Source organism: Achromobacter insolitus, from assembly GCF_002209555.1.
GTDB classification, from domain to species: Bacteria; Pseudomonadota; Gammaproteobacteria; order Burkholderiales; family Burkholderiaceae_B; genus Achromobacter; species Achromobacter insolitus.
The window spans coordinates 283,711-305,584 of record NZ_NJIF01000002.1; the positions used below are offsets into that span (position 1 = coordinate 283,711).

Here is a 21,874-nt window from a genome sequence, read left to right on the forward strand (position 1 = left end):
CGCGCGAGACGGCCGCAAGGCCGCTCGGGCGTCACTCAACATAATGGAACCTATGCTTAACGTAGTAATTCTTGCCGCCGGACTGGGTAAGCGCATGCAGTCCGACCTCCCCAAAGTTCTGCACACACTGGCTGGCAAACCGATGCTGGGCCATGTGCTGGACAGCGCGCGCCAATTGAAGCCGGGGCGCATCATCGTCGTGGTCGGCCATGGCGCGGACCGCGTCAAACAGGCTTACGAGGGCCAGTCGGACCTGCATTTCGTGTTGCAGCAACCGCAGCAAGGAACCGGCCATGCCGTGCAGCAGGCCGTGCCGCTGCTGCTCGAAGGCGATGGCAAGGATGACGTGACCCTGGTGCTGTACGGCGACGTGCCGCTGGTGCAGCCCGAAACCCTGCGGCGCCTGCTGGAAGCGCGTGGCGCCGGCGCCGCCGTGCTGACCGAGGTGCTGGCGGATTCCACCGGTTATGGCCGCATCGTGCGCGATGCCAGCGGCAACGTGTGCCGCATCGTCGAGCACAAGGACGCTTCGGAAGCCGAACGCGAAATCAAGGAAGTGAACACCGGCATTCTTACCGCGCCGACCGCAAAGCTGAAGGACTGGCTGTCCCGCATCGACAACAACAATGCCCAGGGCGAGTACTACCTGACCGACGTGGTTGGGCTGGCGGTGGTCGACGGCGTGCCGGTGGGCGCGGCGCAGCCGGGCGCTTCCTGGGAAACGCTGGGCGTGAACAGCCGTGTGCAGCAGGCCGAACTCGAGCGCCGCTGGCAGGCCGAGCAGGCCCGCCGCCAACTGGAAGCCGGCGTCACGCTGGCGGATCCGGCGCGCTTCGACGTGCGCGGCTCGCTCACTTGCGGCCGCGACGTGTTCATCGACGTGGGCTGCGTCTTCGAAGGCCAGGTGACCCTGGCCGACGGTGTGCGCGTGGGCCCGCACTGCGTGTTGCGCGACGTCAGCGTCGGCGCGGGCACGCATATCGAGGCCTATAGCCATCTGCAGCAGGCCCAGGTGGGCCGCGACGCGCGCGTCGGTCCCTACGCGCGCTTGCGCCCGGGCGCCGAACTGGGCGACCGCAGCCACGTCGGCAACTTTGTCGAGATCAAGAAGAGCGTGCTGGGCGAGGACAGCAAGGCCAATCACCTGGCCTATATCGGCGACGCCGACATCGGCGCGCGCGTGAACGTGGGCGCGGGCACCATTACCTGCAACTACGACGGCGTGAACAAGCACCGTACCGTCATCGAGGACGACGCCTTCATCGGTTCCGACACGCAGCTGGTGGCGCCGGTGCGCGTCGGCCGCGGCGCCACGCTCGGCGCGGGCACGACCCTGACCCGTGACGCGCCGGCCGAAAAACTGACGGTATCGCGCGCCAAGCAGGTCTCCGTCGACGGATGGCAGCGCCCGGTCAAGAAATCGTGACGGGGCAGAGCGGAGAGGCGCCGGCAAGCGGCGCCAAGCCCGCCCAGCCCGACGGCCTGCCTACGCCGCGCCGCTATTGGGCGGCGGCAACCGTGATGACAGGCATCAGCCTGTCGGTCCTGGACACCACCATCGCCAACGTGGCGCTGCCCACGATTGCCGTTGACCTCAACGCGTCCCCGGCCCAGGCGGTCTGGATCGTGAACGCCTACAACCTGGCGGTGGTGACGATGCTGCTGCCATTGTCGGCGCTGGCCGAGCGCATCGGCTTTCGCCGCATGTTCACCTTCGGACTGATGCTGTTCACGCTGGCCTCGCTGGGCTGCGCCCTTGCCGGCACGCTCTGGCAGTTGACGGCGGCGCGGGTGTTCCAGGGCATCGGGGCGGCGTCGCTGATGTGCATGTTCGGCGGGCTGGTGCGCAATATTTATCCCCTGAAGCTGTTGGGGCGCGGGATCAGCCTGAACGCCACCACGGTGGCCATCATGTCGGTGCTGGGGCCGACCATAGGCTCTGCCATCCTGTCGGTGGCGCCCTGGCCATGGATCTTCGCCGTCAATCTGCCGATCTGCGCTTTGACGATGCTGGGCCTGCGCCATCTGCCGGAAGTGCCGCGCAACAACGTGAAGCTGGACTGGGTCAGCGCCCTGCTGTGCATGCTGACGCTGGGCATCTTCATTTCGGGCGTGGACATGATGGGCATGGACCTGTTGCGCGGCATCGGTCTGGTGGCCATAGCGTCGGTCATCGGCTTCGTGCTGGTGCGTCGCGTCGGCAAGCAGCCGGCGCCGCTGGTGCCGGTTGACCTGCTGCGCATCCGCCCGCTGGCTTTCGCGGTGGGCGCCTCGGCCTGCACCTTCGCGGCGCAGATGGCGTCCTACGTGTCCTTGCCGTTTTATTTCCAGCAGGTGCTGGGCCGGCCCTACCTTGAAGTCGGCATGCTGATGGGCGCGTGGCCCGTGGGCACCGCGATCATCGCCCCGCTGGCGGGCCGGTTGTCCGACCGCTACTCGGCGGCCACGCTCAGCGGCGTGGGCGCGGCGGCAATGGTGGTCGGCATGCTGTGGCTGGCGGCGTTGCCCGCCACGGTATCGAATTGGCCCATCATCGCGGGCATGTTCGTGGCAGGCATGGGTTTTGGCTTCTTCCAGACGCCCAATAACCGGGCCATGCTGTCGGCGGCGCCCCGCTCGCGCAGCGGCGCTGCCGGGGGCTTGCAGGCCACCACCCGGGTGTTCGGGCAGAGCTTCGGCACGGCGCTGGTCGCGATTGCGTTCAGCATCAGCCTGGCCCACGGCCCGGGCCTGGCGCTGGTGCTGGGGACCATCTGCGCCGGGCTGGCGGTCGTGGTCAATACCGTCCGCTTCAGCAAGCTGCGGACCTGACGGCCTGTCCCGAGGACCGTCCGGGCCCGCGCGGCATACCCTTGTGGCGCCGGCGCGGGCCCTGTCCCCGGCCGCTTCTATAATGACGGCCGGCGCTGGATGTCCGTTATCCGGCGCAACGATTACCTATTTTGAAGGCGTTCAGGCATGAAGATCACGGTCGTGGGTACCGGTTACGTGGGGTTGGTGTCGGGGGCGTGCCTGGCCGACATGGGCAACGACGTCATGTGTCTGGACGTGGACGCAGCGAAAATCGCATTGCTGCGCCAGGGCGGCATTCCCATCTACGAGCCCGGTCTCGAAGACCTGGTGCGGCGGAACGTGCAGGCGGGCCGGCTGCATTTCACCGATGATGTCGCGCAGAGCGTGGCATTCGGGGACGTGCAGTTCATCGCCGTGGGGACCCCGCCCGGCGAGGACGGCTCCGCCGACCTGAAATACGTACTGGCTGCGGCGCAGAACATCGCGCGCCACATGACGGCGCGCAAGCTCATCGTGGACAAGTCCACCGTGCCGGTGGGCACCGCCGACAAGGTGCGCGACGTGGTGGCCCGCGAGCTGGCCGCGCGTGGCGTGGATATTCCGTTCAGCGTGGCGTCCAACCCCGAATTCCTGAAGGAAGGCGCTGCCATCAACGACTTCATGAGCCCGGACCGGGTCGTGGTCGGTGCGGACGACGACTACACCATCGGCGTCATGCGCCGTATCTACGAACCCTTCCAGCGTACCCATGACCGGCTGATGGTGATGGACGTGCGGTCCGCCGAGCTCACCAAGTACGCCGCCAACGCCATGCTGGCCACGCGTATTTCCTTCATGAACGAAATGGCAAACCTGGCCGAAGCCCTGGGCGCGGACATCGAACAGGTACGCCGAGGCATCGGCGCGGATCCCCGCATCGGCTACCACTTCCTATACCCCGGCGCGGGCTACGGCGGCTCGTGCTTCCCCAAGGACGTGCAGGCGCTGGTCAATACGGCTGCCGAGAATGCCTTGCCCATGCGCGTCATCGAGGCCGCCGAGGCCGCGAACCATGCGCAGAAGTTCCGCTTGTCCGAAAAGCTGGTCGCGCGTTTCGGCGAAGACCTGAAAGGCCGCAAGATCGCGCTGTGGGGCTTGTCCTTCAAGCCCAACACGGACGACATGCGCGAAGCGCCCAGCCTCACGGCCATCGCCGAGCTGACGCGTCGCGGCGCCGAGGTGCGCGCATACGACCCCGTCGCCATGCACGAGGCGGCCCGCGTGCTCGCTGGCAAGCCCGGCATCAGCTTCGCCACCGACATGTACGACGCGCTGGACGGGGCCGACGCACTGCTGATCGCGACCGAATGGAAGGTCTTCCGCGCGCCCGACTTCGAACGCGTCAAGGCCCTGCTAAAGACGCCGCTCATCATCGATGGCCGCAACCTCTACACGCCCGCGGACGTCCGTGTCCTGGGCTTTGAGTATTCGGGTATCGGCCGCGCATGAAGATCCTGCAACTGAACTTCGAAAAGGGCTGGCGCGGCGGCGAACGGCAGACGCTGTATTGCATGCGGGCGTTCCGCAAGGCCGGCCACGACGTCGAAGTGATGTGCCGCGAAGGCGCGCCGCTGGCCGAGCGCGCGCGGCAGGAAGGGTTCGTGGCCCACACCCGCCGCAATGTGCCCGGACAGCTTGCCTTCCTGGCTGGCGCCGGCCGCTACGACATCATCCACGCCCAGACCGCCAACACCATTACCTGGGCGGTGCTGACCAAATGGCTGCATCGCCGTCCGGTCGTTTTTTCCCGCCGCACTTCTTTCGTGGTCAAACCCGGCGATGAATGGAAGACCGGCTTCAAGTGGCGCCATGCCAATCTGTTCGTGGCAATCAGCGAGATGGCTGCCGGCGAGCCGCGCCGCCTGGGAATCGAGCCCGTCATCATCCGCAGTGCGGTCGAGCCGCACCAGATCAACGCCGAGAACGTCGCCAATCTGGTCCGCGAATTCGACCTGACTGGCAAGAAAGTCATGGCGACCTCCGCCGCGCTGATCCGAGACAAGGATCCGGTCACGCTGGTGCGCGCGGTGGGCGAACTGGCCAAGACGCGCCGCGATTTCATATTCCTGCACTTCGGCGCCGGCGGCGACCGCGAGCAGCAGGCCAAGGACGAAGCCCGCAAGCTCGGCATCGAGGACGTCTACCGCTTTGCCGGTTTTCGCAAGGGCGTGGAAGATTTCTACAGCATCCTCGACGTGTTCGTCATGAGCTCCGAGGAAGAAGCCCTGGGCAGCAGCGTGCTGGATGCCTTCCTGCAACGCGTGCCTGTGGTGTCCACCGACGCTGGCGGCTTGAAAGAGAGCCTGGCCGACGGGCGCGGCGTGCTGGTCGCCGTGGGCGATTCCCATGCCATGGCGCAGGGCATGGCGCGCTGCCTGGACGACGCGGCCTTCCGCCAGGAAGTCACCGAGCGCGCCTACGAATACGTCCGCAACGAGCACGACGTGCAGAAAATGGGTAACCGCTACCTGGCGCAATTCGAGCGACTGGTGGGCCGCGCCTAGTCCACGGCCAGTGCGGGTTCAGGCCCGCACGTCTATCCGCGTTTCGAACTTGGCGCGGTGCACCGAGAAGAACGTGCGCACGTTGCGCACGTTGGCCTGCGCGGTGAAAGCGCGGTGCACCAGCGCATGATAGGCCGGCATGTCCTTCACCTGCGCAATCACCACGAAATCCGGCCCGGGCGACACCCGGTAGCACTGCAGCACCACGGGCTCGGTCAACATGCTTTGCTCGAACGCGTCCAGGCTCTCGGCTGCCTGTACGTCCAGCGTGATTTCGACGATCGCGGTCAGCGTGCTGCCGAGTTTTTCCGCCGCCAGGATGGCCACCTGCCGGTCGATGACCCCTTCGTCCACCAATCTCCGTACCCGCCGCAGGCAGGTCGGGGGCGAGGCGTGCACCCGTTGCGCCAGGTCCTGGTTGGTCAGCGAGCTGTCTTCTTGTAACTGTTCAAGAATGCGCCGGTCCAGATCGTCCAGCTCCGGCAGCGGAATTGGTGCGTTTTGCATGATTAATTTCAAAAATCAGACAATGAAGAAATATTATTTAATCACAAACATGTAAGGGAATTAACTTCCATTTGTTGCCACATAAAGAAATCAAATTTCTTGCAGGGACGAGCACAATGCGTCCGTACACGAACTTCTCGGAGCACTATCCTATGTGCGGCATTGTTGGCGCCGTCGCCCAGCGCGACATCACCCCGATTCTTGTTGAAGGCCTCAAGCGCCTCGAATACCGCGGCTATGACTCTTGCGGCGTCGCCGTCTACGCTGACGGCCACCTGCGCCGCACGCGCAGCACGCAACGCGTGGCCGAACTGGCCGAGCAAGTGGCGCAGGACAAGGTCAGCGGTTTCACCGGCATCGCCCACACCCGCTGGGCCACCCACGGCGTGCCCGCCACGCACAATGCCCACCCGCACTTTTCGCATCTGGGCAACGACGAACCGCGCATCGCGCTAGTCCATAACGGCATTATCGAGAACCACGACGAACTGCGCGCCGAGCTGCAGGCCGTGGGTTACGTCTTCGAAAGCCAGACCGACACCGAAGTCATTGCGCACCTGGTCAACCACCTGTACGCCGGAGACCTGTTCGAAGCCGTGCAGAACGCCGTGCGCCGCCTGCATGGCGCCTATGCCATTGCCGTGTTCTGCCGCGACGAACCGCATCGCGTGGTCGGCGCACGCCAAGGCTCGCCGCTGGTGGTGGGCGTGGGCCAGAACGAAAACTTCCTGGCTTCGGACGCACTGGCCCTGGCCGGCACCACCGACCAGATCATTTATCTGGAAGACGGCGACGTCGTCGACCTCCAGCTCTCGCGCGTCTGGATTGTGGACGCCAGCGGCAAGAACGTGAACCGCGAGGTCCACACGGTGCACGTGCACACGGGCGCGGCCGAACTCGGCCCCTACCGCCACTACATGCAGAAGGAAATCTTCGAGCAGCCGCGCGCCGTCGGCGACACGCTGCAGGACATCGAGGCCATCACGCCCGAACTCTTCGGCGACCAGGCCTACAAGATCTTCAAGGACATCGATTCCCTGTTGATCCTGGCCTGCGGCACCAGCTACTACGCCGGCCTGACCGCCAAGTACTGGATCGAATCCGTTGCCAAGATTCCCGTGGCGGTGGAAATCGCCAGCGAATACCGCTATCGCGACAGCGTGCCCAACCCGCGTTCGCTGGTGGTCACCATTTCGCAGTCGGGCGAAACCGCCGACACGCTGGCTGCGCTCAAGCATGCCCGTTCGCTGGGCATGGACAACACGCTGACCATCTGCAACGTGTCCACCAGCGCCATGGTCCGCGAGTGCAAGCTGTCGTACATCACGCGCGCCGGCGTCGAGATCGGCGTGGCCTCCACCAAGGCTTTCACCACGCAGCTTACGGCGCTGTTCCTGCTGACGCTGACGCTGGCGCAGGTGCGCGGTCACCTGAGCGATGAGCAGGAAGCCGAACACCTGAAGGCGCTGCGCCACCTGCCCGTGGCCATCGGTTCGGTGCTGGCGCTGGAGCCGCAGATCATGGCTTGGGCCGACCGTTTCGCCTCCAAGGAAAACGCCCTGTTCCTCGGCCGAGGCATGCACTATCCGATCGCCCTGGAAGGCGCGCTGAAGCTCAAGGAGATCAGCTATATCCACGCCGAGGCATATCCGGCCGGCGAGCTCAAGCACGGCCCGCTGGCCTTGGTGACCGAGCATATGCCCGTCGTCACCATCGCGCCCAAGGATGAACTGTTGGAAAAGCTGAAGTCCAACATGCAGGAAGTGCGCGCCCGCGGCGGCGAGCTGTACGTCTTCGCGGACGCCGACAGCAAGATCCAGAGCGCCGAAGGCATGCACGTGATCCGCATGCCCGAGAACTACGGCAAGCTGTCGCCCATCCTGCACACGATCCCGCTGCAGCTGCTGTCGTACCACACGGCATGCGCCCGCGGCACGGACGTGGACAAGCCGCGCAACCTGGCCAAGAGCGTGACGGTCGAGTAAGGCCGGCGGCAGTAGCGAGCAAAAGCCCACCGCATGCGGTGGGCTTTTTTGCTTTTGTGGGACTGTGTGTGCGAATACTCACTGCACCGAACGCTGGAGTCAGGCTTTGTTATTTCTGAATAATGACTGTAGCCAGCCTGTTTTGGAATATGACATATCCTTGGGTGATTAATAAATAACCCCCTTATGGGGATTATGTTTTTTCATTTTGGTTAAACCGGACCAAGAAAAACCCTTTTATATATTTGCTAACAACCTCGGATCCGGCCCATGTTGCGGTCCATGTAATGAATGTAATTATTTGAGGGATTTCCCTGGGTTTATTGCGGCGAATCTGATTTATTTCCACAGCAACGAAAATATTTAGAAAGAAATTTGCTGTCTGCGCCCTATACGATTCGTTGGCTCGTCGCTTTGCACGTTTAAGCGCGTATCGAGCTGTAAATATTCTTAAGCAATACACCCGCCCAAACTGGGGCAAACGTACTCGATTTCGAGTCGATTTCATGTCTCAGGGCGTCGATTTCTAGTGTCTACGACACGACGAAAACAGTGAGGTCCCCCGTGGTAAAGAGAATCGCAGTGTGTGGCCTTGGATATGTCGGCCTTCCCGTAGCCGTCGCATTTTCCAAGCGCTTTGATGTCATCGGCTTTGATGTGGACAAGCGGAGAATCGCACGGCTGAAAGAGGGTGATGACTGGACAGGCGAGATCGAACGCGACGTATTGCTTGCCTCCCCCATGCAGTTCACCGACCAGGTAACGGAACTGGAGGGCTGCGATTTCTTTGTGGTGGCCGTCCCGACCCCCGTGGACGAGAAGAACAACCCGGATTTTTCGCTGCTGGTGCGCGCCTGCCGCACCATCGGACCGGTGCTGCGTCCGGGCTGCATCGTCGTTTTTGAATCCACCGTGCACCCCGGCGCCACCGAGGAAATCTGCGGACCGGAGTTGGAGAAGGCCTCCGGCCTGCGCTGCGGCACCGATTTCAAGCTGGGCTATAGCCCCGAGCGGATCAATCCGGGCGACCGCGAGCATCCGCTGGAGAAGATCGTCAAGATCGTTTCCGGGCAGGACGAGGAATCGCTGGAAACCATCGCCGGCGTCTACGAGAAAATCATCGACGCGGGCGTGCATCGTGCCTCATCGATCAAGGTCGCGGAAGCTGCGAAGGTGCTGGAGAACACGCAACGCGACATCAACATCGCGCTGATGAACGAAATGTCGAAGATCTGCGATCTGGTCGGCATCCGCACCTCGGAAGTGCTGGCGGCCGCCGGCACCAAGTGGAATTTCCTCAAGTTCTCGCCCGGCCTGGTCGGCGGCCACTGCATCGGCGTCGATCCTTACTACCTGACGTCCAAGGCGCAGGAGCTCGGCTATCACCCTGAAGTCATTCTGTCGGGCCGCCGGATCAATGACGGCATGGCCAACCACGTCGCTTCGCGCGTTGTCCAGACGCTGGCGCGCAACGGCCGCCTCAACGCCACGATCCGCGTCGGCATCCTGGGCATGACGTTCAAGGAAAACGTGCCCGACATCCGCAACTCCAAGGTGGTCGATCTTTACAACGCCCTTGGTGCATACGGCATTACTCCGGTTGCGTGCGACCCCATGGCCGACGCGGAACAGATGGAGCACGAGTACGGCATCAAGCTGGTCGAACGCGATCAGTTCCGCGACATGGACGTACTGATCCTGGCGGTCCCGCACCGCGAAACCATGGACTCCATCTGGGACGACATGCCTGCCCTGGTCAAGAGCGGCGGCATGGTGTGCGACCTGAAGTCCGTGCTGGACAGCAAACGGCTTCAGTCCGACCTCCTGTACTGGACTCTTTAAGTTCAGGCTCACTATCGATCACTAGAGGAGAGCCTCCGAATGGCTGCTTTTACCACCGCTCCGATTGGCACCTGCCGCATCCATACGCCGCTGCGCGATGCCGTGGGCCGCTACCCGATCAAGCTGCAACTCGGCCGCAACTACGGTTTCGTGCACACCAGCGCCGAGGCGCTGCAGCAGGCGCGATTCATGTTTGGCCAAAGTGACATTCCGGCCGACGTCCAGCGCGTGATTTTCCGGCCCTCGAATGGCGAGCAGGCGCGCAAAGGCGCGCACAAGCCGGCTGACCTCTACGTGGTCGAACTGTCCTCGCGCAAGCTGCTGACCATAGACGGTTACCCCATTCAGTCCAACTATCTGGTGCGTTACTTCAGCGAATTCTTCGCCGACCGCACGCGCACCCGGATGTTCTGGTCGATGGCTCACGCCGAGCGTCTTGCCGAGCGGCGCGCCCTGCTGGATCAGGATCCGGTCTACAAAGGCTTGACCCCTGATGACCGCGAACTGCTCGCCCGCATCGTCAAGCGCGATCAAACGGACGAAGAAATCGAGCGGGAAATGCAGCAGATCGTCGATCTGCTGGGCCGTGACAAAGTGGTGTTCGTCACGCACGTCAATGCCCTGACGCCCGACAACGTGCCGATCGAGCAGCGCGAGCAGCTGATTGCCGCGGTCACCGCCAGCGCGCAGCGTATCGGCGTGCCTTGCTATGACCCGACGCCGTTGATGAACAAGATCGGCCAAGCCGAGGCGATGGAAGACGGCGGGCTCGACCTTACCCACTACACGCCGGTCTTTGCCGAGCGCCTGTGCGCCGAATGGTTCAAGACCTTTATGCGTCCGCGCATGAGCGCGGCTACCACGCAGCCCTCCGTCCCCAAGCTTGCCGCCGACGAAAGCGCCGACCGCATCGAGAAGCTCTGGGATTCGGGCGAACTGCGCGAAGCTTCGCGCCGGGTGCGCGAGGTGCTGCGCCGCCACCCCGGCCTGCCCGACCACACGCTGCTGTTTGCACGCATCCAGGAGGAGCTGGGCGACTACGAAGGCTCGCTGGCGCTATTGAGCAGCGCCGACGGCGCGGTGGCTTCCGGCAGCAAGGCCGAACAGATCCTGATGCGTAACCAGTTCAAGCTGGGACGCTTCGACGTGGCTTACTCGCTTGCCGCGGGGCTGCTGGGCGACGAAATCGAAACCCCGGAAATCGTCCGAATCGCGGCCGTTTCGGCGGGCCACCTGGGCTATGTGGACGAGACCCTGGGCAACTGGAAGCAGCTGTTCCGTATTTCTTCGCCGCAGGACGCGGGCGCGGTGGAAGCGGCTGACACGGTGCTCGCACTGCTGCAGGCCAGTGGCGACATGGAGGCCGCCCTACGTTGGGTTCACGAGGTCCGCGCGGCCATGCCCGCCTATGGCCGGGGCTTCGCCACGCTGTGGCGCGACCGCCTGCTGGCCGGGGATCGCGCGGAACTGCGCAACCTGGCTTCCGAAACACCCGCACTCAACGACGTGGACGCCCTGGAGCTCGTCAAGGAAGCTTCGTGGCGTGGTTGCATCATGGCCGCCGCCACGCTGGCTGTCTCTTGCAAGCTGGCCAGCAGCGAGCAGGAGGATATCGTCGCCTGGCTGCATGGACAGTCGCAGGCGTGGGCCGAGGAAGGCAACCGCGCGTTGGAAGAAGGGCGCTTGCGCGATGCGGCGGAGCGCATTTGCGCGCATCGTCTGCTGACGCCCGATGCACTGGCCGGCGTGCGTGCGCAACGTGCGTTCGAGCGTGCCATGCGCCTGGGAGTGCGGGCCGCGCTCGTCGCTGGCAATCACAAGGAAGTCATCGACCTGACGGACATCGCGATCGACAGTCAGATCGATTTTCCCGAGCTGCACGCCATGCGTGGCCGCGCGGCCGACGCGCTTGGCGACAAGAAGACCGCCATGCGGCACCTCGAGCAGGCCGCCGCGGGCGAATCCGCGTCGTTCAGCACGCAGCTGCACTTTGCCCGCGTCGCCTTCCACGGCGGCTGGTACGGCGAAGCCATCGACGCCTACAAGGCGGTGCTCGAACACAACGGCGCGGATCAGAGCGCGAAGGACGAAGCGCAGCGTCAACTGGGCCGGCTCGGTCCCCGCGCCATCCGTGGCGCTCGGGAGATTCTCTCGAACGGCGACCATCAGGCGGCCTGGAACCTGCTGGAGCGTGTCGCGCAGTCGTGGCCCGGAATGTCGGAAGTCGACCATGAAAAGCGCCGCATCATTGCCGTGCTGTACGCCGAAGCGCGCGCGCTGGATTCGGCCAGCACGACCGAACGCCTGGCCCTGGGCGAGCGGATCCTGAAGCTGGTTCCGGAGGACCCCATCGGCCTGCGCCTGGCCGCCGTGGGCGCCATGCGTCTGCATCGCTTCGAACAGGCTCTGCCGTACTGGCGCAAGCTGCAGGAGCGGTCCGAGAATCCCGCGCAGTTCGATCACTACATTGAACGCTGCCTCGTGTGGATCGAGAAGATCAACAGGAGGAAGGCAGCATGAATCCCCCATTGATTTCCGAGCAGGAGGAGGCGGCGTCCGATCTCGAAAGGGTGCAAGCCCAATTGGAGGAAATCGTCGCTGCGTCCGTGAGGGTGCAGGTCGCGCAGGAAAACCTGGGCCGTGCACAAGCGTTGGCGCGCGATCACATGGCAGACTCGAAGGTCCGCTTCCTGCTTCTCAGGCTGAAGGAGTCGGCGGGCCTGAACGAGGGCATGGCTGAACAGTGGGCCACGTTGCTGGAAGAATGCCCCGACGACTTCCAGATTGTCCGCTACTGCGCGACGCGCCTGGTGAAGGAACGGAAGATCGACGAGGCTTTGGCGCTTGTCGACCGCCATCTGCCGCCTTCGACGCAGAATCCGAACCGCCTGTTCGCCCGCGCCAAGCTGCTTAGCGACATCCGCGCCCACGAGCAGTCGGACGCGCTGTTTCGCCGGCTGATCTCGGAGAACACCGACCGCAATATGCGTGTCGAGTTCGCCAAGCGCCTGCGCAAGCGCGGTCTGCTGGCAGATGCGTTCGATGCGATTGCGCCGGTGGCGAAGCACCTGGCTCCGGGAAGCAAGGCGGCGGAATTGGCAAATGACCTGGCCAGCGACTACGCCTTCTACCAACGTTTTGCGTCCGACGAAGAGCTGGCCGGAAGGGACGTCAGGATCTTGTCCATGAAGCATGCGATCCTGCACTTCCGCAACCGGAAGATCGTCGAGCAATCGGCTGAGAAACCGGTATCGGTAGCGTTGGTGACGGGTAGCCTGGGGCCTGGCGGCGCCGAGCGCCAGCTGACGCGGCTGGCCGGCGAGCTGACCCGTTTGGCGGAATGCCCGGAGCGCCGGCCGGCCGATGTAATCATGATGCCGAAGAAAGTCGAAGTCATGGTTAAGCAGCACACGGAACCCGCGGGCTCCACCAAGAAGCAGGGGCTGGATTTCTTCCTGCCCGTGCTGGTGAAAGCGCAGATTCCGGTCACGGAAATCAACAAGCTGCCCGCGGTTTCAGTCGCTCATCAGGCGGTTCCCGAGGGCAGCCTGAGCCGTCTGCTGGAGCAGTTGCCGCCTCCCGTTCACTATGGCGTGACCAGGCTTGCGCCGGTGCTGCGGGCGAACCCCTTTGACGTGGTGAGCCTGTGGCAGGACGGAACCTGCCTGTTTGGCGCGCTGGCCGCGCTGCTGGCGGGGGCGCCGACCATACACCTGGTGTTCCGCGGCTTGCCTCCCAACATCCGCAAGGATCGTTTCCGCGAAGAGTATCCCGAGCTGTACCAGGCCCTGGCACAGGTGCCGGGCGTGGTGTTCGTCAGCAATAGCTGCAAGGCCGCGGAAGCCTATTCGGAATGGTTGGGAATTCCGATCACGCGTTTCCACATTCTCTACAACGGCGTGCCCGATCTATCCACGGAGGCTTCGGCCACGGACGAGGAAAAGTGGAAGGCGTTCCAGGAAAGCACGAGCGATGCGACGGAGACGATCGGCGGCGTGTTTCGACTGGAGCCCGACAAACGTCCTCAGCTATGGATAAAGCTGGCGGCGATGTATCTGAAAGAGCGGCCTCAAGCGCGCTTTGTCATCGTGGGCGATGGACGCCTTCGAGAGAACATCGAGGCGCTGGCCGAAGAGTTGAACGTGACGGGCAGGCTATTGCTGGTCGGTCTTTCCAACCATGTGGGCTATTGGTATTCGCAGATGGATGCGAGCGTCCTGCTGTCCCGCTACGAGGGCTTGCCCAACGTGCTGATTGAAGCCCAGCTCGTGGGCGTGCCGGTGATATCGACTCCCGCTGGCGGTGCTGGCGAGTGTTTTGTCGAGAACGAAACCGGCCATCTGCTCGGCTGCGTCGATCACCCGGATCTGCACGAGGCATGCGAGAAAGTCGCATCCATGGTGGATCAGGTGCGCAGCAACGAGCAGTTGAGGGAGCACAGCCGTCACCGCGCGCAGAAGCTGTTCTCGCTGGATGCGATGCTGACCAAGTTCATGGGCTTGTGCATGCCCGTGGTGTCCGAGAACGACGAACGCATGGATATCGAACCCGTGCGCCTGATGCAAGCCTGATCGGCGCCCATCCGATCCCGCTGCTGAAACGAAAGGATCTTATGCATATGTACGTCCCGGGTTCAGGGCTGCGGCGCAAAGCAGCCCTGACCATGGTGGTTCTTGCCACGCTGACTCTCGCGGGGTGCCAGCTGCCCCGTTCCGGCCCGATGTTGAGCGAGATGACGGGCGCGCACGATGACAAGGACGTCATCGTGATGCCCGCGTCGCGCGAACTGGTTCAGGCCAGCCGGGTGCCCGAAGTGGCTGATTTTCCCGTGCGCTACCGCGACCTGACGCAGGCCGGATTCGACCGCCTGGTGCCAGGCGACGGCATCAACGTGAAGGTATGGGAGCGCGGCGGACTGGGTGTGTTCGCGGCGGACCCCTCTGGCGTGAGCGACCTGGGGAACCAGGAGATAGACCCGTCGGGGAATGTGACTTTTCCCATCCTCGGGAAATTCCACGCGGCCAATATGACGCTGGGACAACTGCATGACGCCGTTGTTGCGCGCCTGGCCAAGCTGGTCGTGGGTGCCGATGTCAGCGTGACGCGCGCGGCGGATGCGCGTGGACAAATGGTCACCGTTCAAGGCAACCTGACCAAGCCCGGCATGTATCCGATCACGCAGACTTCGCAGCGGCTGAGCAGCGCGCTGGCACAGGCCGCGCCGGTGCAGACGAACCCTGAGCAATTGGTCATCAGCCTGCGTCGCGACAATCAGGTGGCGTCGGTGCGGCTGTCGGACATTTACCGCAACCAGAACAACGACATCCTGTTGCGCGCGGGCGATGTCATTACCGCCTACGACTCCAAGGAGTACCTGACCGTGCTGGGCGCGGCCGGCACCCAGGGGCGCGTGGCCATCAGCAAGCGCAACTACAGCGTGCTGGACGCGCTGGCGGATTCGCGCGGCCTGGACGACAAGCTGGCGGACCCGCGTTCCGTGTTCCTGTTCACGCCGGCCAAGGCTGGCGTCGAGGGCAAGCCAGACATGCTGCCCGTGGTGTACCAGTTCGACCTGACGAGGCCGGAGCAGGTGGCGTTGGCGCGCGAATTCACCGTGCATGAAGGCCAGGCCATCTACATCTCCGACGCGCCGTTTACGCAGGTGCAGAAGGTCTTGTCGGCGTTCCGCGTCACGATGAGTGCCGGCTTTAGCGCCACGCGTGCCATCGACAGCGATTCGGGCGGCTCGTCCGGCATAAGCCAATAGCGTGTCGATGAGTAACGAGGACAGGATCAAAGGCTGGCGCTCGCGCCGAAAAGACAGCAGTTATGCGGTTGGGGCCGGCGTTGCGGCCTGGCGTCTGGACCCGGCGGCACTGTTTGAAGCGAAGGCGCCGCCGGCCGTCCTGCTCAAGCCCCTGGTCGCGCGCCTGCAGGGCGAGCCGCACGACTCCGTGGCAGCCCGGCGGGCGGTGTACGACGCAGTGCAGGCCGAGCTGGACGCGGAGATCGAGCGCAGTGACGTCGACGAGACGCTGGCCGATTTTTCGCGGCGCCGCCTGCGCGTCATCGTGCGCCTGCTGGAAATGGACATCCGCGATGGCGTCGAGGTGTTCGCGCCCGGATACATGCCCGCCAAGCTGGTGGCGGAGGACGAACGGCTGGCCGCCGCGCATGCGCGGCGCGTGGAACGCAGAAAGCAGGACGAGGCGCGTGAAGCGCGTCGCCATGCTTCGCGCAACGACATTGCGCTGGAAGTCGAGGTGGCCGAGGATGAAGCCGGCGATCTTGCCATTCTGCGGGAACGCCTGCGGGATCTGCATGAAGGGCACGACCCGAGCCATTCCGTGAAGGTCCGGCCGGTCGGCCGCACGCTGTTGGCGATGTTCATCTACCAGCTGCGCGTGATGCATGGCGAGAGCCGCATCGCCCTGGTATGGGCGCTGGTAGGCCCGGTCGTGCTGCTGACGCTGATTTCGTCCCTGTACATCCTGATGGGCACGCACTACATCATGGGCATGGACGTGCAGACATTTTCCCTGTTGGGAGCGACGACCTGGATTATGTTCCGGCAAATCGTCTTCCGGAGCAGCACTGCCTATGTGTCGGCGCGCGGCCTGCTGAACTTCCAGGGTGTTACGCCATTGATGTGCGCGCTGGTGCAGGCATTCATCTACGTGTCGGTGTATCTGGTGGTGTTCCTGGTGCTGATCAGCGCGGGCCATGCCCTGGAGCTGATCACGTTGCCGAAAAGCTGGCCGGGGTTCTTGCTCTATGTCGTACTGATGGGATGTTTCGGGGTTGCGCTGGGCGTGTTGTTCGGGTCGATTGCGACCTTCTGGCATTTCTTTCTCAGGCTGGCGCCGATCATCGAAAGATTCCTCCAGATATTTGCAGCCGTGTTCTTCGTTTCGGAGCAGTTGCCGGAGCACCTGCGCCCCTGGATGCTGTGGCTGCCGCTGGCGCATGGCATGCAGTTGCTGCGTTCGGCCTACTTCGAGGCCTACACCTCGCACGACGCGAGCCTGGGGTATTTCCTGACCTCTTTGGTTTTCTTGATGGTGATTGCGTTGGCGGCCGAGCGTCTGGCCCGTCCTAACGTGCAGCCGATGTAGGGGAAAAGGATGATCCATCTCAATGGCGTCACTGACGAGCCCTATGCATTCGGAAGCAGGCAAGCGCTGCTTTCGAATGTCGATCTGGAAATTCCGGTGGGGCGGTATGCGCTGCTGTCGCCCGCGCCCGAATTGCACCGGCAGATCGTCGATGTGTTGTGCGGACTGCGTCCGCCGCGCCAGGGTTTCGTCAAGCACGATGGCAATGTGTCATGGGCGATAGGCCGTCAAGGCTTCATCCGCGGCAAGGCGAACGGCCTGAGCATGATCGATTTCGTCAGTGAAATGTATGAAATCGACGCGGATGCCACGCATGAGCTGGTCGCCGACCTGGTCAGCGATCCCAGGACCCTGGCCAAGCCCATGGAACATTGGCCGCTGTACGCGCGGCAGGAGTTCTCTTTCGCGCTGGCGCTGGCGCCGGCGTTCGATGTCTATGTCATCGAAGGGGCCATCCCCTTCGAGCCTTGCCGTTTCACCCGCCTCTGGCTCGCCCTGTTCGAAGAAAGGCTGGTCGGCCGGACACTCATTCTTTCCAGTTATCGCCAGAATCAGTTGGCGGACTATTGCTTCAAGGGTTTGATTTATGAACGAAGCGCACTCAGCATCGAAGACGACCTCGACCAGTGCATCCGCAGGTTCCCCCCGAGACGATCAAGGAACGAATCCGGCAGCGCAGGCGACGACGTCCTCGGAGGCGGCTTCGAGGAAACCGGGTTTGGCATCTGAGAGCCGCTCGGAAATCGAACGCCGCCGCCGCGAGCGGCAATCGGCGCTGCGTGAGCGGCGCCGCCACCGCTGGATCAACGTGCTCATTGTACTGGCGCCGGTGGTGTGCGCTCTTGTCTATGTGCTCTGGTTTGCCACGCCTCGCTACGAAGCGGAGTCGCGCTTCTTCGTGCAATCCGCCTCCGGCCAGCAAGGCGGGGGCGGCGCTGCGGCCAGCCTCCTGACCACGGGCAACGCGGGCGGGATGCTGGGGGGCTTTGTCGACGGCTGGGCGGTCGCCGACTTCCTGAAGTCGCGTGACGCCATGCAACAGCTCGACAAGAAGGTCGGCCTGCGGCAATACCTGATCCACGGTGGCATGGACCCGATGAACCATCTGGCCGAGGATTCCAGCGAAGACGATCTGTTCCGCGCGTACCAGGCCTCGGTCAAGGTCTCTTTCAATGCCCTGGAGCAGATCGACGTGCTGCGCGTGAGCGCCTTTTCCTCGGAGGACGCCGCGCTGCTGTCCCGGGCGCTTATCGAGCTGGCGGAGAACTTCGTGAGCTCCATGAACGAGAAGGGCGTGGCCGACAAGTTGAAGGTGAGCGAGGAGGCGGTCAAGCTCGCGGAGCAGAAGGCCCTTGCCGCGCGGGAGACGCTGACGGCCTGGCGCACCACTCACGGCAATATCGACCCCACGGCCACGGTGACCATGCTGCTGAACCTTTCCAGCCAGCTCGAAGGCGAACTGAACACCGCGCAGATCAATCTCGACAAGATCCGCGCGCTCGGCAACAAGGACCATTTCATGCTGCGGCCCGCGGAAATGCAGGTGACGTCCCTGAAAAAGCGGATCGCGGCGGTGCGCCAACGTTTGAGCGGCGCTGGCAATACGGAAGCAAAACAGCTCAAGTCCTACGAGGCGCTGAGGAATGCCCAGGCCTTCGCGGATTCGAACCTGACGCTGGCGCAGCAGACCTACCAGCAAGCCATGACGGATACCCTGCGCCTGCAGCGCTACCTGTCCATCATCGCGCAGCCGGTGCCCACGGACCGCCCGAGCAGCCCGCGCACGGGCATCCTGCTGCTGCAGGCGCTGGCGCTGGGCTTTGTATTGATGTTCATCGCCCGGGTTGCGATGGCTTTGTTGAGGGGGCTGCGCCATGGTTGATGTGGCAATTGCAAATCGTCCTGCGGGCGCCGAGGCCACCGCCCGGTTGCGGGACGTGATCCAGCAGATCCATGCTTCGGCCGATCCGCTGCATGACATGCCTATGCTGGAGCCGGCGTTGCGGCAGGCCGCCGATGGCTGGCGCGATGCGCGCCGCTTGCTGGTGTCGCCCTTTGTGCGAGAAGGAAAGTTCGCGCCGGCGATCGCCGCGCTGGAGATACTCGTGGCGGTCTATCCCGCGCGCGCGGACGAACGGCGCCTGCTCGCCAGCCTGTTCGGACGCACGGAGCAGTGGGATCGCGCCATTGCCGAGGCAGATGCCGCAGCGGGCATCGAGCCCGGCAATGTGGCGCTGCATGCCGCGCGCATCCAGCTACGCGTGCAGGCCGGCCGGCCGGCCGAGGCCGCCGAGGTCGCCAGCGCGACCCGGAGCATGGCGGAGAGCGAGCCGGGCGAAGCCTATGCCTGGTTGCTGGCTTTCGTGCGCAATGGCGATGCGGCCGCTGCGGCAGGCATCGCGATGCTCCTGGATCCGCGCGAACTGCCTAACGAACGGGTGGCGACCATGGCCGTGCGCGCCTTGCTGGAAGATGCCAGGGTGGAAGCCGCCATCCAATTCGGCGCCAAGGCGTTGGATGCCGGCCTCGACTGCGCAGCCCTGCGTTCGTCCTTGGGGCTTGCGCATCTGCGGCGCGGCACCGAGGATGACCGCAAGGTGCATGCCGTGGCGCATTTCGAGGCAGGGCTGAGCGCTGCGCCCGCCGATGTAAGGCTGCTGACGCTGCATGGCGAGACCCTGTTGCGGGCGGGGCGCTATAAAGAGGCGCTTGCGCCGCTGAAGCAGGCCATCGACCTGGCGCCCGATCTGGAGCAGACGCGCGCGTTCTATGCGCGCGCGTTGCGTTACACGCAGCAGTACGATGCCGCCGCTGACCAGATGATGCATCTGTTGGAGAAATCCCCGGAAAGCCAGCTTTGGCAACGTGGAACCATCAGCGCGCTTTCCCAAGCCGGGCGCAAACAGGAGGCCGAGGCGCTGTTCGGGAAGTATGTCGCGCAGCGCGGCAAGCGGTTGCCGGCGACTTTCCAGGAGGCAATGGCGCAGCTGGAGGAGCGGCTGGACAGCGCGCCGATTCCGCAGGCTCGCCTGGACTGGGCCTGGTCGATGCGTGGGGACACCGGCATCGACCGCGGGCAATGGGAGCGCCGCGCCCGTTGGGGACATCTGGTGGACCATCTGCTGTTCGATTGGCTCGAATGCCGCGAGGAAAGCGTCGAAGAGGCCATGCAGGTGCTGGGCGAACTCGACACGGGCGAACGTTTCTTTGCGCCGCTGCTGGCGGCCGGTAAGGGCGTGGTGGTCGCGACGGCGCATGTCGGTCCCATGTATGCCGGGCTGATGGCCCTGGAGCTGGTGGGTATTCCGTCACGCTGGCTGGCGACCGCGCCCAACATCGCGCAGAGCAGCTACGCCGCCGCCCTGATTTCCACCGCGGACCAGAGCGAGGCCCAAGTCGCAAAGGCCTGCATGCGCGCGCTGAGCTCGGGTTATGTGCTGTGTTTGGCCATTGACGGTGCGGCCAACCCCGCGGCGCCGCGCACTCGCTTCGAAGGGCAGGAAGTGACGTACTCCAGCTTTGCGTCCCATCTGGCGCATCGCATGGGCGTGCCCTCGGTGTTCTACGCGCCCCGCTGGGAGAATGGGCATGTGGCCTACACGCTGGAGATGCTGCCAGCGGTCCAGCCGGGCGAGGACGCCGACGCCTACTCGCAGCGTTGGCAAAAGGCCTACTTCGAACGGCTGAGAGAGCATCTGGCCGGTCCTCCAGAGAACCTGCGCCTGAGCGGAGGCATCTGGCGTCACGTGACTGCCGCCGACCGGTCGGCGCAGCAATAGGAGCGATTGCCGATGAAGGCCGCAATGAAAACCGCGCATTGGTTGCTCGCCCTGGCGATGCTGTATGGCGGGACAGCCGCGGCCGAGGTGCCGTGCCAGAGCCCGGACGAACGCTGTCCGGCGGTCGCGGCGCTGTTGCAGCAACGCGAAGGATATGGCGCCCAAGCCACGGGCGGCCTGGGCGGAAAGTTCATCGAGGTCTCATCCGACCAGGACGCTGGCCCGGGGACCTTGCGCGCGGCGCTGGCGCAGGCCAAGAAAGGTCCAACCTGGATCCGCTTCGCGTCCGATATGACCATCGTCTTGAAGTCGCAGTTGCGCGTGCCGTCGAACACGACGATAGACGGGCGTGGCAAGCGCGTTACCCTGATCGATGACGGGCTGGGGGTGTACGGCAGCAAGAACGTCATCCTCACGCACCTGACGATAGACGGACGCCTGTCCCGGTTGACGCAGGCCGTCAACGTGGCCAACGGCAGTCGCGATGTGTGGGTGGATCACATGGATCTGTCTCGCATGTCGGACCGGTTGCTCAACGTGAAGAACGGTTCGACGGACGTCACCATCTCATGGACCAAGTTCCATAATTCGAACAAGGTGATGCTGCTCAACAACATTACCTCGAAGAACCTCTACGCCAACTACGACCGCGATTCGATTGCTCGCGTGACGCTGCACCACAATTATTTTCTGAATACCGTGCAGCGCAATCCGCGCGGGCAATTCGGCACGTTCCACCTCTTTAACAATCTGCTGGAAGATTGGGACTTCTACGGCATGAGTTTCAGCCTGGAAGCCAAGGCACTGGTCGAAGGCAACATATTCAAGAATTCCACGCAGCGCAAATGCGTGGAACCTGAATTTTTCCCGACGGTGGAGGGCATCAATGTCAATTACTGCCATTACATCCCCATCGCGTCCAAGCGCAGTGCGTTGGAGAACGGCGAATCGGATCGAGGCGCCTACGAGGATCGCAAGGCTGTGCACGGCTACACCCGGGACTACAAGGCCTTTCTGCGCTTGAAGGACAACCTTTATCTGGGCGATGCGAAGCCGGTGCTGCAGGATTACCGGCCCGAGGCTGCGCCGACGCCGCCATACTGCTACGGCTACGAAAAGCCTACGACGGAGCTGGCGGAGAAGATCCGCAAGTTCGCGGGGAACACGGGAGGCGACACGCCCCTGCCAGTGTCCAGGATCGGGTCGGATTGTGGGGGATCAGCAGGCCGGTAGTGCCGAGGTTCGTAGAAGCGGAGCCGGCCCATGCGGGTTGAAGCTCGGCGCTATCCTTGAAATACAGCTTATGATTT

The 21,874-nt window shown here is 63.8% G+C and carries 15 protein-coding genes; 14 read left to right on the forward strand and 1 reads right to left on the reverse strand.

Features of this window, described 5'->3' with window-relative positions:
- The first annotated feature begins 52 nt into the window (after positions 1-52).
- The 4 genes from glmU to CEY08_RS06850 all read left to right on the forward strand — a co-directional run bounded on the left by glmU (position 53) and on the right by CEY08_RS06850 (position 5,336).
- On the forward strand, positions 53-1,426 hold the full coding sequence (glmU, locus tag CEY08_RS06835; protein ID WP_042795681.1) for a bifunctional UDP-N-acetylglucosamine diphosphorylase/glucosamine-1-phosphate N-acetyltransferase GlmU: 1,374 nt from the start codon (positions 53-55) through the stop codon (positions 1,424-1,426).
- The gene (locus tag CEY08_RS06840; protein WP_076817021.1) at positions 1,399-2,811 is read left to right on the forward strand and encodes an MFS transporter; all 1,413 of its coding nucleotides are present in this window, start codon (positions 1,399-1,401) and stop codon (positions 2,809-2,811) included. The genes glmU and CEY08_RS06840 overlap by 28 nt, the downstream gene beginning before the upstream one ends.
- Before the next feature lie 147 nt (positions 2,812-2,958).
- A complete protein-coding gene (locus tag CEY08_RS06845; RefSeq protein ID WP_076817023.1) occupies positions 2,959-4,281 on the forward strand; it encodes a UDP-glucose dehydrogenase family protein in 1,323 nt (440 codons plus the stop codon).
- A complete protein-coding gene (locus CEY08_RS06850; RefSeq protein WP_042795679.1) occupies positions 4,278-5,336 on the forward strand; it encodes a glycosyltransferase family 4 protein in 1,059 nt (352 codons plus the stop codon). The genes CEY08_RS06845 and CEY08_RS06850 overlap by 4 nt, the downstream gene beginning before the upstream one ends.
- A gap of 18 nt (positions 5,337-5,354) precedes the next feature.
- On the opposite strand, the gene CEY08_RS06855 is transcribed toward CEY08_RS06850, so the two are convergent.
- Positions 5,355-5,843 carry an Lrp/AsnC family transcriptional regulator gene (locus CEY08_RS06855; RefSeq protein WP_076817025.1) on the reverse strand — a complete coding sequence of 163 codons (489 nt, stop codon included), beginning with the start codon at positions 5,841-5,843 and terminating at the stop codon, positions 5,355-5,357.
- Between the two features lie 152 nt (positions 5,844-5,995).
- Here CEY08_RS06855 and glmS point away from each other — a divergent pair, with 152 nt between their 5' ends.
- The 10 genes from glmS to CEY08_RS06905 all read left to right on the forward strand — a co-directional run bounded on the left by glmS (position 5,996) and on the right by CEY08_RS06905 (position 21,797).
- Positions 5,996-7,828 carry a glutamine--fructose-6-phosphate transaminase (isomerizing) gene (gene glmS, locus CEY08_RS06860; protein WP_042795677.1) on the forward strand — a complete coding sequence of 611 codons (1,833 nt, stop codon included), beginning with the start codon at positions 5,996-5,998 and terminating at the stop codon, positions 7,826-7,828.
- Positions 7,829-8,410: 582 nt separating this feature from the next.
- Positions 8,411-9,670, forward strand: coding sequence for a nucleotide sugar dehydrogenase (locus CEY08_RS06865; RefSeq protein ID WP_042795676.1), 1,260 nt, complete (start codon positions 8,411-8,413; stop codon positions 9,668-9,670).
- Between the two features lie 39 nt (positions 9,671-9,709).
- Positions 9,710-12,190, forward strand: coding sequence for a hypothetical protein (locus CEY08_RS06870; protein ID WP_076817027.1), 2,481 nt, complete (start codon positions 9,710-9,712; stop codon positions 12,188-12,190).
- Complete coding sequence (locus CEY08_RS06875; protein WP_076817030.1) at positions 12,187-14,241, forward strand: glycosyltransferase; 2,055 nt, start codon at positions 12,187-12,189, stop codon at positions 14,239-14,241. The genes CEY08_RS06870 and CEY08_RS06875 overlap by 4 nt, the downstream gene beginning before the upstream one ends.
- Positions 14,242-14,282: 41 nt before the next feature.
- Complete coding sequence (locus CEY08_RS06880) at positions 14,283-15,437, forward strand: polysaccharide biosynthesis/export family protein (RefSeq protein WP_042795673.1); 1,155 nt, start codon at positions 14,283-14,285, stop codon at positions 15,435-15,437.
- 7 nt (positions 15,438-15,444) lie between these two features.
- The gene (locus CEY08_RS06885) at positions 15,445-16,785 is read left to right on the forward strand and encodes an ABC transporter permease (protein ID WP_063639231.1); all 1,341 of its coding nucleotides are present in this window, start codon (positions 15,445-15,447) and stop codon (positions 16,783-16,785) included.
- A gap of 9 nt (positions 16,786-16,794) precedes the next feature.
- Positions 16,795-17,514, forward strand: coding sequence for a P-loop NTPase family protein (locus tag CEY08_RS06890; protein WP_063639232.1), 720 nt, complete (start codon positions 16,795-16,797; stop codon positions 17,512-17,514).
- 121 nt (positions 17,515-17,635) lie between these two features.
- On the forward strand, positions 17,636-18,667 hold the full coding sequence (locus CEY08_RS06895; RefSeq protein ID WP_042797454.1) for a KpsE/RkpR family capsule polysaccharide export protein: 1,032 nt from the start codon (positions 17,636-17,638) through the stop codon (positions 18,665-18,667).
- The gene (locus CEY08_RS06900) at positions 18,660-20,564 is read left to right on the forward strand and encodes a tetratricopeptide repeat protein (protein ID WP_076817032.1); all 1,905 of its coding nucleotides are present in this window, start codon (positions 18,660-18,662) and stop codon (positions 20,562-20,564) included. The genes CEY08_RS06895 and CEY08_RS06900 overlap by 8 nt, the downstream gene beginning before the upstream one ends.
- A gap of 12 nt (positions 20,565-20,576) precedes the next feature.
- Complete coding sequence (locus CEY08_RS06905; RefSeq protein ID WP_042795667.1) at positions 20,577-21,797, forward strand: pectate lyase family protein; 1,221 nt, start codon at positions 20,577-20,579, stop codon at positions 21,795-21,797.
- Positions 21,798-21,874 lie beyond the last annotated feature (77 nt).

Bases quoted from the DNA above. Each gene is read 5' to 3' on its own strand.
- CEY08_RS06890 (WP_063639232.1), top strand. From the start codon at position 16,795: ATGATCCATCTCAATGGCGTCACTGACGAGCCCTATGCATTCGGAAGC.
- CEY08_RS06855 (WP_076817025.1), bottom strand. From the start codon at position 5,843: ATGCAAAACGCACCAATTCCGCTGCCGGAGCTGGACGATCTGGACCGG.
- CEY08_RS06870 (WP_076817027.1), top strand. From the start codon at position 9,710: ATGGCTGCTTTTACCACCGCTCCGATTGGCACCTGCCGCATCCATACG.
- CEY08_RS06840 (WP_076817021.1), top strand. From the start codon at position 1,399: ATGGCAGCGCCCGGTCAAGAAATCGTGACGGGGCAGAGCGGAGAGGCG.
- glmS (WP_042795677.1), top strand. From the start codon at position 5,996: ATGTGCGGCATTGTTGGCGCCGTCGCCCAGCGCGACATCACCCCGATT.
- CEY08_RS06905 (WP_042795667.1), top strand. From the start codon at position 20,577: ATGAAGGCCGCAATGAAAACCGCGCATTGGTTGCTCGCCCTGGCGATG.
- CEY08_RS06845 (WP_076817023.1), top strand. From the start codon at position 2,959: ATGAAGATCACGGTCGTGGGTACCGGTTACGTGGGGTTGGTGTCGGGG.
- CEY08_RS06850 (WP_042795679.1), top strand. From the start codon at position 4,278: ATGAAGATCCTGCAACTGAACTTCGAAAAGGGCTGGCGCGGCGGCGAA.
- CEY08_RS06900 (WP_076817032.1), top strand. From the start codon at position 18,660: ATGGTTGATGTGGCAATTGCAAATCGTCCTGCGGGCGCCGAGGCCACC.
- CEY08_RS06885 (WP_063639231.1), top strand. From the start codon at position 15,445: ATGAGTAACGAGGACAGGATCAAAGGCTGGCGCTCGCGCCGAAAAGAC.
- CEY08_RS06875 (WP_076817030.1), top strand. From the start codon at position 12,187: ATGAATCCCCCATTGATTTCCGAGCAGGAGGAGGCGGCGTCCGATCTC.
- glmU (WP_042795681.1), top strand. From the start codon at position 53: ATGCTTAACGTAGTAATTCTTGCCGCCGGACTGGGTAAGCGCATGCAG.
- CEY08_RS06880 (WP_042795673.1), top strand. From the start codon at position 14,283: ATGCATATGTACGTCCCGGGTTCAGGGCTGCGGCGCAAAGCAGCCCTG.